The organism is Qipengyuania flava (assembly GCF_011762005.1).
Lineage (GTDB): Bacteria > Pseudomonadota > Alphaproteobacteria > Sphingomonadales > Sphingomonadaceae > Qipengyuania > Qipengyuania flava.
In genome coordinates this window covers 149,650-163,871 of record NZ_JAASQU010000001.1, presented here as the reverse complement: position 1 = coordinate 163,871, position 14,222 = coordinate 149,650, and the positions used below count along the sequence as shown (strand labels likewise).

The window sequence follows — 14,222 nt, the reverse complement described above, 5'->3', positions numbered from 1 at the left end:
CGCTCAATCCTGAGGGGAACAGAATGAAGGCCCAGATCATGGCCACCGTCGCATCCGCCGCATTGCTGGCCGGATGCTCCGCCGCATATGGGGAAGACCTCGACACCATGGCAGAAGCGAACACCGCCGCGACCGCGATGCCGCAGGGAACCGGCTATTTCGCCGCCGACAGCAGCCTGCCGTTCCAGACGCCCGATTTCTCGGCCATTTCGGAAGACGATTACATGCCCGCCTTCGAACAGGGCATGGCGATCCAGCAGGCCGAGATCCAGGCGATCATCGACAATCCGGCCGCTCCGACCTTCGAAAACACCATCGTCGCGCTCGAGAAATCGGGCCGCATGCTCGGCCGCGTGGCACGCGTTTTCTTCGCGCTGACCGGTTCGAACACCACCGACCGGCTCGACGAAATCAACACCGAGATCAGCCCCAAGCTGACCGCGCATGGCGACTCGATCACTCTCAACCCCGAACTGTTCGCGCGGGTGAAGGCTGTTTACGACAACCGCGCCGCGATGAGCATGACGCGCGAAGACGCCAAGCTGCTCGAGGACACTTATGAAGGCATGGTCCATGCAGGCGCGCTGCTGACCGAGGCCGAGCGCGAACGCGTCAAGGCGATCAATTCGGAACTCTCGACGCTGACGACCGAGTTCTCGCAGGCCGCGCGCGCGGCGATGAACGACACGCCCGTGTTCTTCGACAGCCGCAGCGATCTTGCCGGCCTGTCGGAAAACGACATCCAGTCGGCCGCGGATCTCGCTGCCGAGAACGGCCAGCCGGGCAAGTTCGCCATCGCGCTGCAGAACACCACGCAGCAGCCGCTGCTACCGACCATGGAGAACCGCGCTGCGCGCGAGAAACTGTTCATGGCGAGCTATCATCGTGCCGACGGCCGGATGGATGTCGACACCCGCATGCTGATCGCCAAGATCGCCACGCTGCGTGCGCAGAAGGCCGCGCTGTTCGGCGAACCCGACTGGGCGAGCTACGCGATGTGGGACCGCATGGCCGAAAAGCCCGAAACCGCGCTCGGCTTCATGGAACAGATGGTCCCCGCCCTTGCCGCAACGCAGCGGCGCGAGGCCGCCATGCTCAACGAGGCGATCGCGGCCGATGGTGGCGATTTCGAAGTGAAGCCGTGGGACTGGTACCGCTACGCCAACAAGATCAAGGCCGAGCGCTACGATCTTGATGAAGACGCGGTGATGGAATATTTCGTGCTCGACAAGGTGCTCGAGGACGGCGTGTTCCACATGGCCGAAAAGCTCTACGGCCTGACCTTCGAGCGGCGCACCGACCTGCCGGTCTATCACCCTGATGTGTGGACCTACACCGTGTTCGACCGCGACGGCAGCGAACTGGGCCTGTTCTATTTCGACCCGTTCCAGCGCCCCTCGAAGCGCGGCGGTGCATGGATGAGCAATTTCGTCGACCAGAGCGATCTGTGGGGCACCAGCCCGGTGATCTACAACGTGCTCAACATCCCCAAGGCGCCCGAGGGCGAGGTGCAGCTGGTCAGCTTCGACTGGGTCAACACCACCTTCCACGAATTCGGCCACGCGCTGCACGGCTTCTTCGCCAACCAGAAGTACGAGAGCCTGTCGGGCACCGCGACCGCGCGCGACTTCGTCGAATATCCGAGCCAGGTCCACGAGATGTGGGCAACCTGGCCGAGCGTGCTGTCGAACTATGCCAAGCATTACGAGACTGGCGAGACCATCCCAGACGAGATGATCGCCAAGATTGAGGCCGCGGCGAAGTTCAACCAGGGCTACGATTTCGGTGAAGTCGTCGAAGCCGCGCTGCTCGACATGAAGTGGAGCGCGCTGTCGCCGGCAGAAGCCGCCGCGATCGATACGCCGGAGAAGGTCGACGCCTTCGAACGCCGTTCGCTCGAGGAGCTCGGGCTGGAGATCGATCTCGTCCCGCCGCGCTATCGCAGCACCTATTTCAACCACATCTTCAGCTCGCCCTCGGGGTATTCCGCGGGCTATTACAGCTATCTGTGGACCGAAATGCTCGATCGCGACAGCCGCAAGTGGTTCCGCGAGAACGGCGGGCTGACGCGCGAGAACGGCGATCACTATCGCGCCACCGTGCTCAGCCAGGGCGGTACGATGGACTACTTCAAGATGTTCGAGAACTTCGCCGGTCGCGCACCCGATGTGACCCCGATGCTCGAAGCGCGCGGCCTCGTCGCGGGTGACGAGCAGTCGGACAGCGAGGTCTCGGACGGTCCGCTGCCGCCGCGCACGACCAATTGATCAACCGCTGACCAGGGCCCGGTGGTTCGGTTCGCCGATCCACCGGACCGGGACTTTCCAGACGCACTCGACCACCCGCTGGTCGAGCGCGTCTTCGCATGCGCCGTCGGCGGCGAGCGTGCCGCGGTCGAGCACCACCACGCGATCGGCATGATTCATCGCATGCGCCAGATCGTGCAGCACCAGCACCACACCCACCCCGCGATCGGCCGCGCGCCGCAAATGCCGCAGCAGCGCAAGCTGGTGCGCGATATCAAGCGCGGCGAGCGGTTCGTCGGCGAGGATCCATCGCGGCTCGCCCGCGAGCACCCGCGCCAGCAGCACGCGCGCAGTTTCCCCGCCCGAAAGCGATTGCGCGCGGCGCTCGGCCAGATCGGCAATGTCAAGCGCCTCGAGCGCGGCATCGACAGGCCCGGCGCGCCGGTCGCCATGCGGCATCCGCCCCAGTTCGACGAGGCTGCGCACAGGTACATCCCAAGCGATTTCATGCGCTTGCGGGAGATATCCGACACGCTGTGCACGATCGCGCGCGGGCATGTCGCGCAGGTCGGCGCCGTCGAGCGCGACCGTGCCGCGATCCACTTCGAGCAAGCCCGCGAGCGCTTCGAGAAGGCTCGATTTGCCCGCACCATTGGGCCCGCAGATCGCGGTGATGGTGCCCGGTTCGAGCGCGAGCGAGACGTCCGCCAGCCGCTGTCCAAGCGATATCCGGTCCGCCGCGAGGGTCATGCGAGCCCCCGGCGCATGCGCAGCAGCAGCCACAGGAAGAACGGCGCGCCAAGCAGGCTCAACGCAATGCCCAGCCGCAATTCGGTGACCAGCGGCAACACGCGCACCGCGCTGTCCGCCACCAGCACCAGCAGCGCGCCCGCGAGCGCGCTCGGCACGATGACCTGCGACGGACGCCGGTCGGTCAGCGGGCGTACCAGGTGCGGGACGATCAGCCCGACGAAGCCGATGATGCCCGCGACCGCCACGCTGGCGCCGACGGTCAGCCCGACGCCCGCGATCAGCAGCCACAGCAGCCGACCGGTGTTCACGCCAAGCGAGCGGGCGACCGCCTCGCCCAGCGTAAGCGCGTCGAGCGCGCGCCCGGCACGCCACAGCAGCAGCACGCCCCCGGCGACCAACGGCGTCACCAGCGACACCTCGCGCCAGCTCCGGTCGGTCAGCGCACCGTTGAGCCACAGCACGATCTCGCTCATCGCGAAGGCGTTGGGTGCCATGCTGATCGCCAGCGCGGTGAGCGCCCCGGCGAGGCTCGCGACCATCAGTCCCGCCAGCGTGAACAGCGCTATGCCGCCCGTCCGCCCCGCAATCGCGGCGAGTAATGCCATCGCCCCCGCGGCGCCAAGCAGCGCGAAGGCAGGCAGCAGCCACGGCGCTGTGGCATAGCCGAACCACAGCGCGGCGACCGCGCCCAGCGCCGCCCCCGGCGCAATGCCGAACAGCCCCGGATCGGCCAGCGGATTACGCAGATAGCCTTGCATCGCCGCACCGCTTGCGCCCAGTCCGGCCCCGACCACGATAGCCAGCAGCGCACGCGGCAATCGCAGCTCGGCAAGAATCAGCGCGGCGTTGGGCGTCGCAGCAGGATCGAGCCAGACCCGCCCGGCCAGCAGCGACAGTGGCAGCGCGATCACCAGCAGGCCTGCGAAAACGGCAGTGGCGCGATTCATGAAGCGCCCCCGCGAATGGCTGCCAGCCGGTCCGCCGCACGGATGATGGTCGGGCCGCCACAATAGAGCAGGCCGGTGTCGAACCGGGCGCGGTGCATGCCGGGCAGGCGGTCGAGCACGGGATGCGTCTGCCCGGCCGCGCTTCCCGCCACCAGCAGCACGTCCGGCGGTGCGGCGACCACGTCTTCGAGCGCGACATAATCCGCCTGCGACAGACCGCGCGCACTGGCGCCGTTGGCGAAGCCCGTCCGCGCCAGCAGATCGCTGACCAGCGCCTGTTCGCCCGCGACGATGCCACCCGGCTGCCACAGCAGCGCTTCTATGGGCTCTTCTCCGTCGGGCGCCGCTTGCGCCAAAGCCGCATCGATCCGCGCGATCAGCGCTTCGCCCGCCGCCGGATCGCCCGCCAGCGCGGCGAGTTCGCGGATCTGCGCGAGACTCGCTGCAACGTCGCCGGCTATGCCGAAGGTCACGACGCGGAGGCCCAGATCCTCAAGCGCCGCGCGCGTCGCGGGAGCGATGAAGCTGCCCGCGACCACCACGTCCGGATCGAGCGCCAGCACTTCCTCCACCGTTCCGCCGGTGGCGACGAAGCGCGCCGCCGTCGCCGGTTCCATCGAACTGGCGCTTTCCTGCTTGCTGTAATGCGAGATCGCCAGCAGCTGACCGGGGCCGGCCACCTCGGCGAGAATGGCATCGGTACAGGGATTCAGGCTGACGATGGTCGGTCGCTCGGTACCGGCTGGCGCACCGGCCCCACCCCCCGCACATGCGGCGAGCAGCAGGACCGGTGCAGCAATCAGCGCTTTCACATCGTCGCCCTGATCCCGCCGAACACGCTGCGCCCGGCCGTGCCGTAGCCAGCCACCGTCTGGTAATCGGTATCGAACACGTTTTCGACCCGGCCGAACAATTCAAGATTGTCACCGATGCCGAAGGACGCGCGCAGGTCGAGCAGTTCGTAGCCATCCAGGCGGTTGGTGTTTGCCGCATTGTCCCAGCTGGGGCCGACGATCCGCAGATCGGCCCCCAGGCCGAGCCCGAAATCGCTGGCCCAATCGGCGTAGATCGTCCCGAAATGGTCGGGCCGGCGCGCCAGTTCGAGCCCGGTGCTGCGATCCTCGGCATCGACATAGGAATAGATCCCGGCGATCCGCAGGCCACGTGCGAGATCGAAACCCGCCTCGACCTCGATACCCTGTGCCCGTGCGCGCGCCGTGTTGAGATAGACGCCGAAGGGCCGATCGGCGGTAAAGCCGAAGCCGATCAGATTGTCGCTGTCGCGGCGGAAGCCCGTGAGCGCCAGATGCAGGCCCGCGCCGCGCTGGCCCTTCTCGATCCCGAGATCGTAACTGGTGCTTTCCTCGGGTTCGAGCGCCGTATTCCCGTAGAAAGACAGCAATTGGTAGAGCGTCGGCGCCTTGAACCCTTCGCCCACGCTGGCGCGCACACGCCAGTCGCGACCGAAGCCATAGCTGACATCGCCGCCGAAGCTGACATGGGTGCCGAATTGCTCGTGATCGTCCACCCGCGCACCGGCATGCGCGGCCAGCCGGCCCATCACCCAGCCAAGCTGCGCATAGGCGCCGCTGATCTCGGTTTCGGCCGCGGTATCGAAGCTGGTTTCGAACTCGGTCCATTCGTGATCGCCGCCGAAGGCCAGCGAGAGCCCGCCGAGCACGCGGTATTCACCGCGCAGCGAAAGCCGCTGCGATGCGCCATCGCTGGCGAAGGTTTCGTTCCCCGCGCCGTTGCGGTTGACGCGCTCGGTGTCCGAACGGCTGTAGGCCGCACGCAGGGTCAGATCATTGCCGTAATAGGCCAAGCCCACATCGCCCCAGTAGCGGGTGGTCTTCTGCGTATCCTCGGTATCGGCGAGCACGAAGGTCGGGGCGGGGAAACCGTCGATCTCGACGTCGCCCTCGGCGAAATTGCCATGCGCGAACAGCTCGAGGCTGGGGGTCAGATTGACGAAGGCGGTGGTGCCGAGCGCGAATTGCTGCGCGCCGTCTGCTTCGGTGCCCGAGGCAGCCGCCGAGAACCCGTCGGTCTCGTACCACGAACCGGTGAGCCCGAAGAAAACCGCGTCATTGCCCGCGCCCGCCGCGGCGCTCGCGAACAACGTATCGTGCGCACCGAATTCTACGCTGCCGCTCATCCCGCGCTCGGTCCGGGTCGACACGTCGATTACGCCGCCAACGGCTTCGGAGCCCCAGATCGTGCTGTTCGAGCCGCGCAGAACGTCGATCTTGCCCGCGGTGCCCAGCAGCTGATTGCCGAAATCGAAGCCGCCCGCCGGACTCGCCTGGTCGGCAACGCGTACGCCGTCGATCAGCACCAGCAACTGGTCCGAACTCGCGCCGCGCAGATTGACGCTGGTGACGCGGCCGACACCGCCGCTGCGCGACAGCGAAAGGCCGGGAACACGGTTCAGCGCACGCGTCGGATCGGCACCCTGCACCGCCTCGATTTCAGCGCGGTCGATCACCGTCACCGATTGACCGGTGTTGCGCAGGTCGGTGCCCAGCCCGTTCGCAGTCACCGTGATGACCGAAGGCGCGCGCGACGGGACCGCCACAGCGGTTGCCGCAACCGGAGCATCGGACGTTTCGGCGTCCTGTCGCTCGACGATTTCCGCCAACGCTTGCTCGCTCGGGCTTTGCGCGAGCGCAGCCGCGGGAATTGCCGAAGCCGTCAGGAAAAACAGATATTTGTACACGTAACCTCCTATCATGAACGAATTGCCGTCCATGACGGGAGAGAGCAGGATCGCTCCATCCGCGTTTGCCATCGGTACACCCCGCCCGCGGCCGAACGACGGTCATGGGCAGGTCTCCTGGCTCCCGGATCATCGCTCTCCCGCCGCCTTCCCGGGCACGAGGCCCAGTGGCATGAAGCGGGATCGCTCCCCGGTCACAGTTGCGGGGGCAGCGGAGGGTTCGCACCTCCTTCCCTCTTCGGGCCTGCGCAAACAGGCCAACCCGTGACACGCGGCGGCGCTTAACGCTGGTTTGCGCGATACGCAAGAGACGGTCTTCGTTAAGCAATTCCGTGCTAGCAGAAGGCCAGATATGGCGTCCCGCATCGGGATGGCGCGTGGCGCATGGCTACCACATCGCGCCATGCAGCCCTATATCGGCGACGAACGAGGCAGGATTTTCCGGTGACGACCCCCGCATCCGCAGCATGGCATGGTACAGGCGCGCGCCGCACGCTTTCGCCCTATGCGCGGCGCAAGGCGGAACGGCGCAACCGTCGGCGACAAATGGCCGGGCGGGGCGCGCTGCTGGCTGGCGCGATCGCGCTTCCGACCGTCGCGGCGCAAGGCGAATGGGGCGATTTCCGCACCGCGCTGGGGATCGAGGAAGAACGCGTCGCGCTGACCGCCATGCCGTTCGAAACTCCCGGGCAGAGCTTTCCCGGATCGGCCTTCTACTATCTCGAGGACGCGCCGCGCCTGGCGATGGACCTCGACGCGCTGCGCGCGGACGAGACCCCGCTCGAGACCGTCGAGTTCGCCGAAAGCCATGGCGCGGGCACCGCCGCGCAGGCCTTCCGCCAGACGGGCAGCGGGCTCGACAAGGCACGCGCGCTGCAATGCCTGTCGATGGCGGTCTATTACGAAGCCGCGAGCGAGAGCCATGCAGGGCAGCAGGCGGTGGCACAGGTGGTGCTCAATCGCGTTGCGCACCCCGCCTACCCCGCCAGCGTGTGCGGTGTGGTGTTCCAGGGATCGGAACGAACCACCGGGTGCCAGTTCAGCTTTACCTGCGACGGATCGCTTGGTCGCAGGCCTTCGCGCCGTGGCTGGGCGGTGGCGCAATCGGTCGCACTCGCCGCGCTGGCGGGCGAGGTCTATCGCCCGATCGGTCTCGCGACGCATTACCACACGCATTACGTGAACCCCTATTGGGCGGCGAGCCTCGATTTCATCCGCTCGATCGGCGCGCATCGCTTCTATCGCTGGCGCGGCGGGGCGGGCACGGCAGGGGCCTTTACCGATGCCTATGCGGGGAGCGAGCCGTTGGCCGCACCGAACGTCGCGCAGGCGGGAGCGTCGACACCCGGCCCGGTCGATCCCGCGCCGCCCGCCAATGCGACGATCGGGCTCGGCTCCACGCCTCAGCCTCCGGTCGGCGCGCCGGCCGGTTCAGCGCAGCAAGCCAGCGGAAAGCTGCCGCAATCGGGCCGCGTGCGCGAGGAATATGCCAATTCGGGTCGCTGGATCGCGGAGCCGGGCAAGTCCGACTAAGGGAAGCGCGCGCGCAGACCTTTACGATCGCACAACCATATCGCGGAACCAAGGCTTAGGCGGGGCGCAGCTAGGAAGGCCAAACCCCAGCAGCCTGAAGAGGTCCCGTCGCATGCCCCTCCACTTCGCCGCCGCCCGTTCCGCCGCCCATTCGCCGATCGCCCGCGCGCTTGCGCGCAAGGCGCTGTCGCGGGCCGCGAACGACAATGGCGATGCGGCGCGGCTACCGACAGACCCGTTCGACCAGACCACGCGCGCGGCCTTGCGCCATTTTGCCGAACACGGGCTGCGCGCCGCGCAGGTCGCGCGCCTGCAGGCCGAGCGCGCCTATGACGCAGGTGACGAGCCGGCCTCACGCTGGTGGATCGAAATCTGTCGCACGCTCGACGGCAGGATGGCGCGCCAGTGCGAGCGCGCGTTCGGGATCGACGATCCGCTGATCCACTAACCGGCGAGCCCCCGGCCATACGCTGTCCGCTGGCCCAGAAACCGACCAGCCGTGCTTAGCGCAAGCTGGACGCAAATGCCTGAAAACCCCACACTATCGCAATTGCGAAGCATTTGCATACATAGTTTTCACCCTTACAGCATTGGCGGTTGCAATCGCTCCGGCGCGGGCCTAGGGCGCATTCGCAATCGACCGGGTGCCGTGCCTCCTTTGCGGGACACGTGAAGCATGGCCCGCTATCGGTCCGGGTATCAACACTGTCCCGCACGGCAGGAACAAGGATCCCAGCTTCCATGGCACGCAAGAAAATCGCCCTCATCGGCGCCGGCATGATCGGCGGCACCCTCGCCCACCTCGCGGCGAAGAAGGAAATGGGCGACATCGTCCTGTTCGACATCGCCGAAGGCATGCCGCAGGGCAAGGCGCTGGACCTGTCGCAGTGCGGCCCGATCGAAGGCTTCGACGCCAAGATCACCGGAACCAATGACTATGCCGACATCGCTGGCGCCGACGTTGTGATCGTCACCGCAGGCGTGCCGCGCAAGCCCGGCATGAGCCGCGACGACCTGCTCGGCATCAATCTCAAGGTGATGAAGGCCGTCGGCGAAGGCATCAAGAACAACTGTCCCGACGCCTTCGTGATCTGCATCACCAACCCGCTCGACGCGATGGTCTGGGCGCTGCGCGAATTCAGCGGCCTGCCGCACAACAAGGTCGTCGGCATGGCCGGCGTGCTCGACAGTGCGCGCTTCGCAACCTTCCTCGCGTGGGAATTCGGCTGCTCGGTCAAGGACGTCAACGCCTTCGTCCTCGGCGGCCACGGTGACACCATGGTCCCCGTCACCAGCTACACCACGATCAACGGCATCCCGGTCAACGATTACGCCAAGATCAAGGGCGTGTCGGAAAGCCGCATCGACGAGATCGTCGATCGCACGCGCAAGGGTGGCGGCGAGATCGTCGGCTTGCTCGGCAACGGCTCGGCCTATTACGCCCCCGCCACCAGCGCGATTTCGATGGCCGAAGCCTATCTCGGCGACCAGAAGCGCATCCTGCCCTGCGCGAGTTATGTCGATGGAAAGTACGGCCTCGACGGCCTTTATGTCGGCGTCCCCACCGTGATCGGCGCGGGCGGCACCGAGGAAGTGGTCGAAATCGAACTCAGCGACGAGGAAAAGGCCAACCTCAAGGTCTCGACCGACGCGGTCGAGGAACTGCTCGAAGCCTGCAAGGGCCTCGACGGCTCGCTGGCTTGACCTCTTCATGCGCAAGCTGATCCTGCTGCCCGTCCTCGCGTTCGCCGCCCCGGCGCTCGCGCAGGACGTGCCCGGCCAGGCAGGCGAGGTCGCCAATGCGATCGCCGCCTGCAAGGCGATCACCGAAGTCGACCGGATTCATCCCGACCGGCTGCCCGCAGCGGGCTGGGAACTGGCCAGGCGCCGCGGCGCCCGGTCGGGCGTGGTCGTGCATGGCGTCTATGAGGCCGGGAGTGACCGCGTGAGGATCGTCGTTGCGACTGAGCAGGAACGCGACAAAAGTTGCGTCGTGCAGGCCTATCTGGAGTCCACCGGCGATTACGGCACACTGTTGCAGGCGGTGTCGCAGGAAATCGGCATGCCCGAGAGGCAGGACGGCTACAGCTATTTCTGGAACGATGCGGACAAGGCTGTCCGCGTCGATCCCGCGGGCGATGCGAAACGCCCGTTAGCCCGTTTCGAAATTACTTCACTTCCCCAGGAGAGCGCCGAATGAGCATCCTCGTCAACAAAGACACGAAAGTCATCACGCAGGGCATGACCGGTGATACCGGCACGTTCCATACGCAGCAGGCGCTCGCCTACGGCACGCAGATGGTCGCGGGCGTTACCCCCGGCAAGGGCGGCACGACGCATATCGACCTGCCCGTGTTCGACACCGTCGCCGAAGCCAAGGCCGAAACCGGCGCGACCGCTTCGTGCATCTACGTTCCGCCACCCTTCGCTGCGGATTCGATCCTCGAGGCGATCGATGCCGAAATCGAGCTGATCGTGGCGATCACCGAAGGCATCCCCGTGCTCGACATGGTGCGCGTCAAGCGCGCGCTGCAGGGTTCGAAGTCGCGCCTCATCGGCCCGAACTGCCCCGGCGTCCTGACCCCCGGCGAATGCAAGATCGGCATCATGCCGGGTTCGATCTTCAAGAAGGGCAGCGTCGGCGTCGTCTCGCGTTCGGGCACGCTGACCTATGAAGCCGTCCACCAGACCACCATGGTCGGCCTTGGCCAGACCACCGCGGTCGGCATCGGCGGCGACCCGGTCAACGGCACCAATTTCATCGACGTGCTCGACCTGTTCCTCGACGACGAGGAAACCGAATCGATCATCATGATCGGCGAGATCGGCGGTAGCGCCGAGGAAGAAGCCGCCGAATTCATCAAGCAGGAAGCCGCCAAGGGCCGCAAGAAGCCAATGGTCGGCTTCATCGCGGGCCGCACGGCGCCTCCGGGCCGCCGCATGGGCCACGCCGGCGCGATCGTCTCGGGCGGCCAGGGCGGCGCAGACGACAAGATCGCCGCGATGGAAGCCGCGGGCATCCGCGTCTCGCCGAGCCCGAGCGAACTCGGCACCACGCTCGACGCGATGCTGAAGGAAAACGCCTGATCGCTGGCGCGGACGGTCTCGCGCAGCGGGACCGTCCGCGTAGCTCAGGCATTGCCATTATGAGCCGACAGCCGGTCGGCGTGAAAAGGTGACCCGAATGGGTAACGAAAGCCACGATTTCCTCCCCGAACTGGGCGACCAGGAAGCACCGCAGCAGGGCCCCAGCTGGGGCAATCCCAAGTGGCTCGCGGAAGTGGTCGACAGCGGTGCGGACCTGACCGCCGCGCTCGACCCCACGCAGATGCGCATGGCGGTTGCGCAGGCGGCCGAGAAAGCCGGCAAGCAGCTCGACCCCAAGGCGATCGAGCAGGCGGCGGACGATTCGATCCGCGCCATGCTGCTCGTCAGGCTGTATCGCGTGCGCGGCCACCTTGCGGCCAATCTCGACCCGCTCGGCCTGTCGCATCGTGAAGTGCCCGAGGACCTGACGCTCGAATGGCACGGTTTCGACGGGCAGGAAGCGCGCGAAGTCTATGTCGGCGGCGTGTTCGGCTTCGAATGGGTCAAGGTCAGCGAGCTCTACGACGCACTGCGCGCAACCTATTGCGGCAATGTCGGCCTCGAATACATGCACATCACGGATACGGAAGAACGCCGTTTCCTGCAGGACAAGTTCGAGACCCCCGAAGACACCATCCAGTTCACCGAGGAAGGCAAGAAGGCCATCCTCGCAGCGGTGATCCGCGGCGAACAGTACGAGGCGTTCCTCGGCAAGAAATACGTCGGCACGAAGCGCTTCGGCCTCGATGGCGGCGAAAGCATGATCCCCGCGCTCGAAGCGGTCATCAAATACGGTGGCCAGCTGGGCGTGCGCGAAATCATCTACGGCATGGCCCACCGCGGCCGCCTGAACGTGCTCGCCAACGTCATGGGCAAGCCGTACAAGGTGATCTTCCACGAATTCTCGGGCGGCAGCGCCAATCCCGACGACGTCGGCGGTTCGGGCGATGTGAAATACCACCTCGGCACCAGCACCGATCGCGAATTCGACGGCATCAATGTGCATATGTCGCTGGTTCCCAACCCCAGCCACCTCGAAGCGGTCAACCCGGTCGTGCTCGGCAAGAGCCGCGCACAGCAGGCGATCCGCGACGATCTCAAGCAGCACGAGCAGGTCCTGCCCGTCCTGCTTCACGGCGACGCGGCCTTTGCCGGTCAGGGCATCGTGTGGGAATGTCTCGGCTTCTCGGGCGTGCGCGGCTACAACACCGGCGGCTGCCTGCACTTCGTCATCAACAACCAGATCGGCTTCACCACGAGCCCGCAGTTCGCGCGTTCGTCGCCCTACCCCTCGGATGTCGCCAAGGGCGTCCAGGCGCCGATCCTGCACGTCAACGGCGACGATCCCGAAGCCGTTACCTTCGCCTGCAAGCTGGCGGTCGAATACCGCCAGACCTTCGGCCGCGACATCGTGATCGACATGTGGTGCTATCGCCGCTTCGGGCACAACGAGGGCGACGAGCCCAAGTTCACCCAGCCGCTGATGTATGACGAGATCCGCCAGCATCCCAAGGTCAGCGCGATCTATTCCGCGCGGCTCGAGGAAGAAGGCGTGATCGAGAAGGGCTTCGCCGACGGGCTGATCGCCGAATTCACCGATCACCTCGAGAGGGAATTCGCCGAGGCCAAGGATTACAAGCCCGACCAGGCCGACTGGTTCGGTGGCCGCTGGGCGGGCATGAACAAGCCGGCAGATCCGGAAACCGCGCGCCGCAACGTCGAGACAGCGATCGAGAAGAAGCTGTTCGACAGCCTCGGTCGGACGCTGACGACGGTGCCCGACGACCTGACGATCCACAAGACGCTGGGCCGCGTGATCAAGGCCAAGGAGGACATGTTCTCCAAGGGCGAAGGCTTCGACTGGGCGACCGCTGAAGCGCTCGCTTTCGGGAGCCTCGTGACCGAAGGTTACGGTGTGCGCCTGTCGGGCCAGGATTCGGGTCGCGGTACCTTCAGCCAGCGTCATGCGGTGTGGGTCGACCAGAAGGACGAGCACAAATACATTCCGCTGACCACGCTGCCGCACGGCAAGTTCGAGGTCTATGACAGCCCGCTGTCCGAATATGGCGTGCTCGGCTTCGAATACGGGTTTGCAATGGCGGACCCGAAAAGCCTGGTGATGTGGGAAGCGCAGTTCGGCGATTTCGCCAATGGCGCGCAGATCATGATCGACCAGTTCATCGCCGCAGGCGAGGTCAAGTGGTTGCGTGCCAACGGGCTCGTGCTGCTGCTGCCGCACGGTTACGAAGGCCAGGGCCCCGAGCACAGCTCGGCCAGGCTCGAGCGCTTCCTGCAGCTGTGCGCAAACGACAACATCCAGGTCTGCAACATCACCACGCCGGCGAACTATTTCCACGTGCTGCGGCGGCAGATGCGGCGTTCGTTCCGCAAGCCGCTGGTGATCATGACGCCCAAGAGCCTGCTGCGCCATCCGCTGGCGAAATCCACTGCCGCCGAATTCATGGGCGACCAGCATTTCATGCGGATCAAGTCCGACATGACCGAGATCGCCGACGAAAAGGTCAAGCGGCTCGTGCTGTGCAGCGGCAAGGTTGCCTACGACCTGATGCAGCGCCGCGACGAAGCCGGGCTGGAAGACGTTTCGGTCGTCCGGATCGAACAGCTCTATCCCTTCCCCGGCGAGCCGCTGGCCGTGCGCCTCAAGCGCATGACCAATCTGGAACAGATCGTCTGGTGCCAGGAAGAGCCGAAGAACAACGGCGCGTGGTTCTTCGTCGATCGCCTGATCGAAGAGGCCGCCGAGGCCGCGGGCAAGACGGGCATGCGCCCCTGCTACGCCGGTCGCGAGGTCGCTGCCTCGCCCGCCACGGGTTACGCCAGCCGCCATCAGGTGCAGCAGGAAGCCCTCGTCAATATCGCACTCGGACTGAACGGCGAAGCGCCCAACGTCCGCAGTGACTGCAAGTAATCCGGGAA

11 protein-coding genes and 1 riboswitch are annotated in these 14,222 nt (G+C 66.1%); of the genes, 7 read left to right on the top strand and 4 right to left on the bottom strand.

Annotated elements, in window-relative coordinates; all coding sequences use genetic code 11:
• Positions 1-107: 107 nt before the first annotated feature.
• Positions 108-2,267 (top strand): M3 family metallopeptidase, encoded by a 2,160-nt coding sequence (locus FHS69_RS00855; RefSeq protein WP_425128216.1) that lies wholly within the window; start codon positions 108-110, stop codon positions 2,265-2,267.
• Here the strand turns inward: FHS69_RS00855 and FHS69_RS00850 are convergent, their stop codons facing one another.
• From FHS69_RS00850 to FHS69_RS00835, 4 genes are read right to left on the bottom strand one after another with little or no spacing between them, the layout of a single operon-like run.
• A complete protein-coding gene (locus FHS69_RS00850) occupies positions 2,268-2,996 on the bottom strand; it encodes an ABC transporter ATP-binding protein (RefSeq protein WP_166775794.1) in 729 nt (242 codons plus the stop codon).
• Complete coding sequence (locus tag FHS69_RS00845) at positions 2,993-3,946, bottom strand: FecCD family ABC transporter permease (RefSeq protein WP_166775792.1); 954 nt, start codon at positions 3,944-3,946, stop codon at positions 2,993-2,995. Before FHS69_RS00845 ends, FHS69_RS00850 begins: the two co-directional genes overlap by 4 nt.
• Complete coding sequence (locus FHS69_RS00840) at positions 3,943-4,758, bottom strand: ABC transporter substrate-binding protein (RefSeq protein ID WP_341801630.1); 816 nt, start codon at positions 4,756-4,758, stop codon at positions 3,943-3,945. Before FHS69_RS00840 ends, FHS69_RS00845 begins: the two co-directional genes overlap by 4 nt.
• Positions 4,755-6,737 carry a TonB-dependent receptor plug domain-containing protein gene (locus FHS69_RS00835; RefSeq protein ID WP_243844495.1) on the bottom strand — a complete coding sequence of 661 codons (1,983 nt, stop codon included), beginning with the start codon at positions 6,735-6,737 and terminating at the stop codon, positions 4,755-4,757. The genes FHS69_RS00840 and FHS69_RS00835 overlap by 4 nt, the downstream gene beginning before the upstream one ends.
• Before the next feature lie 18 nt (positions 6,738-6,755).
• Positions 6,756-6,946, bottom strand: a riboswitch (cobalamin riboswitch).
• Between the two features lie 163 nt (positions 6,947-7,109).
• Here FHS69_RS00835 and FHS69_RS00830 point away from each other — a divergent pair.
• The 6 genes from FHS69_RS00830 to FHS69_RS00805 all read left to right on the top strand — a co-directional run bounded on the left by FHS69_RS00830 (position 7,110) and on the right by FHS69_RS00805 (position 14,214).
• A complete protein-coding gene (locus FHS69_RS00830; RefSeq protein ID WP_341801628.1) occupies positions 7,110-8,198 on the top strand; it encodes a cell wall hydrolase in 1,089 nt (362 codons plus the stop codon).
• Positions 8,199-8,310: 112 nt separating this feature from the next.
• Complete coding sequence (locus FHS69_RS00825) at positions 8,311-8,646, top strand: hypothetical protein (protein WP_166775791.1); 336 nt, start codon at positions 8,311-8,313, stop codon at positions 8,644-8,646.
• A gap of 293 nt (positions 8,647-8,939) precedes the next feature.
• Positions 8,940-9,902 carry a malate dehydrogenase gene (mdh, locus tag FHS69_RS00820; RefSeq protein WP_067464661.1) on the top strand — a complete coding sequence of 321 codons (963 nt, stop codon included), beginning with the start codon at positions 8,940-8,942 and terminating at the stop codon, positions 9,900-9,902.
• Positions 9,903-9,909: 7 nt separating this feature from the next.
• Complete coding sequence (locus tag FHS69_RS00815) at positions 9,910-10,398, top strand: hypothetical protein (protein WP_166775789.1); 489 nt, start codon at positions 9,910-9,912, stop codon at positions 10,396-10,398.
• Positions 10,395-11,285, top strand: coding sequence for a succinate--CoA ligase subunit alpha (gene sucD / locus FHS69_RS00810; RefSeq protein WP_067464667.1), 891 nt, complete (start codon positions 10,395-10,397; stop codon positions 11,283-11,285). The genes FHS69_RS00815 and sucD overlap by 4 nt, the downstream gene beginning before the upstream one ends.
• A gap of 97 nt (positions 11,286-11,382) precedes the next feature.
• Positions 11,383-14,214 (top strand): 2-oxoglutarate dehydrogenase E1 component, encoded by a 2,832-nt coding sequence (locus tag FHS69_RS00805; protein ID WP_166775787.1) that lies wholly within the window; start codon positions 11,383-11,385, stop codon positions 14,212-14,214.
• Positions 14,215-14,222: the final 8 nt, after the last annotated feature.

Coding starts and splice junctions, on each gene's coding strand:
- FHS69_RS00855 (WP_425128216.1), top strand. CDS start 108: ATGGCAGAAGCGAACACCGCCGCGACCGCGATGCCGCAGGGAACCGGC.
- FHS69_RS00850 (WP_166775794.1), bottom strand. CDS start 2,996: ATGACCCTCGCGGCGGACCGGATATCGCTTGGACAGCGGCTGGCGGAC.
- FHS69_RS00845 (WP_166775792.1), bottom strand. CDS start 3,946: ATGAATCGCGCCACTGCCGTTTTCGCAGGCCTGCTGGTGATCGCGCTG.
- FHS69_RS00835 (WP_243844495.1), bottom strand. CDS start 6,737: ATGGCAAACGCGGATGGAGCGATCCTGCTCTCTCCCGTCATGGACGGC.
- FHS69_RS00825 (WP_166775791.1), top strand. CDS start 8,311: ATGCCCCTCCACTTCGCCGCCGCCCGTTCCGCCGCCCATTCGCCGATC.
- mdh (WP_067464661.1), top strand. CDS start 8,940: ATGGCACGCAAGAAAATCGCCCTCATCGGCGCCGGCATGATCGGCGGC.
- FHS69_RS00815 (WP_166775789.1), top strand. CDS start 9,910: ATGCGCAAGCTGATCCTGCTGCCCGTCCTCGCGTTCGCCGCCCCGGCG.
- sucD (WP_067464667.1), top strand. CDS start 10,395: ATGAGCATCCTCGTCAACAAAGACACGAAAGTCATCACGCAGGGCATG.
- FHS69_RS00805 (WP_166775787.1), top strand. CDS start 11,383: ATGGGTAACGAAAGCCACGATTTCCTCCCCGAACTGGGCGACCAGGAA.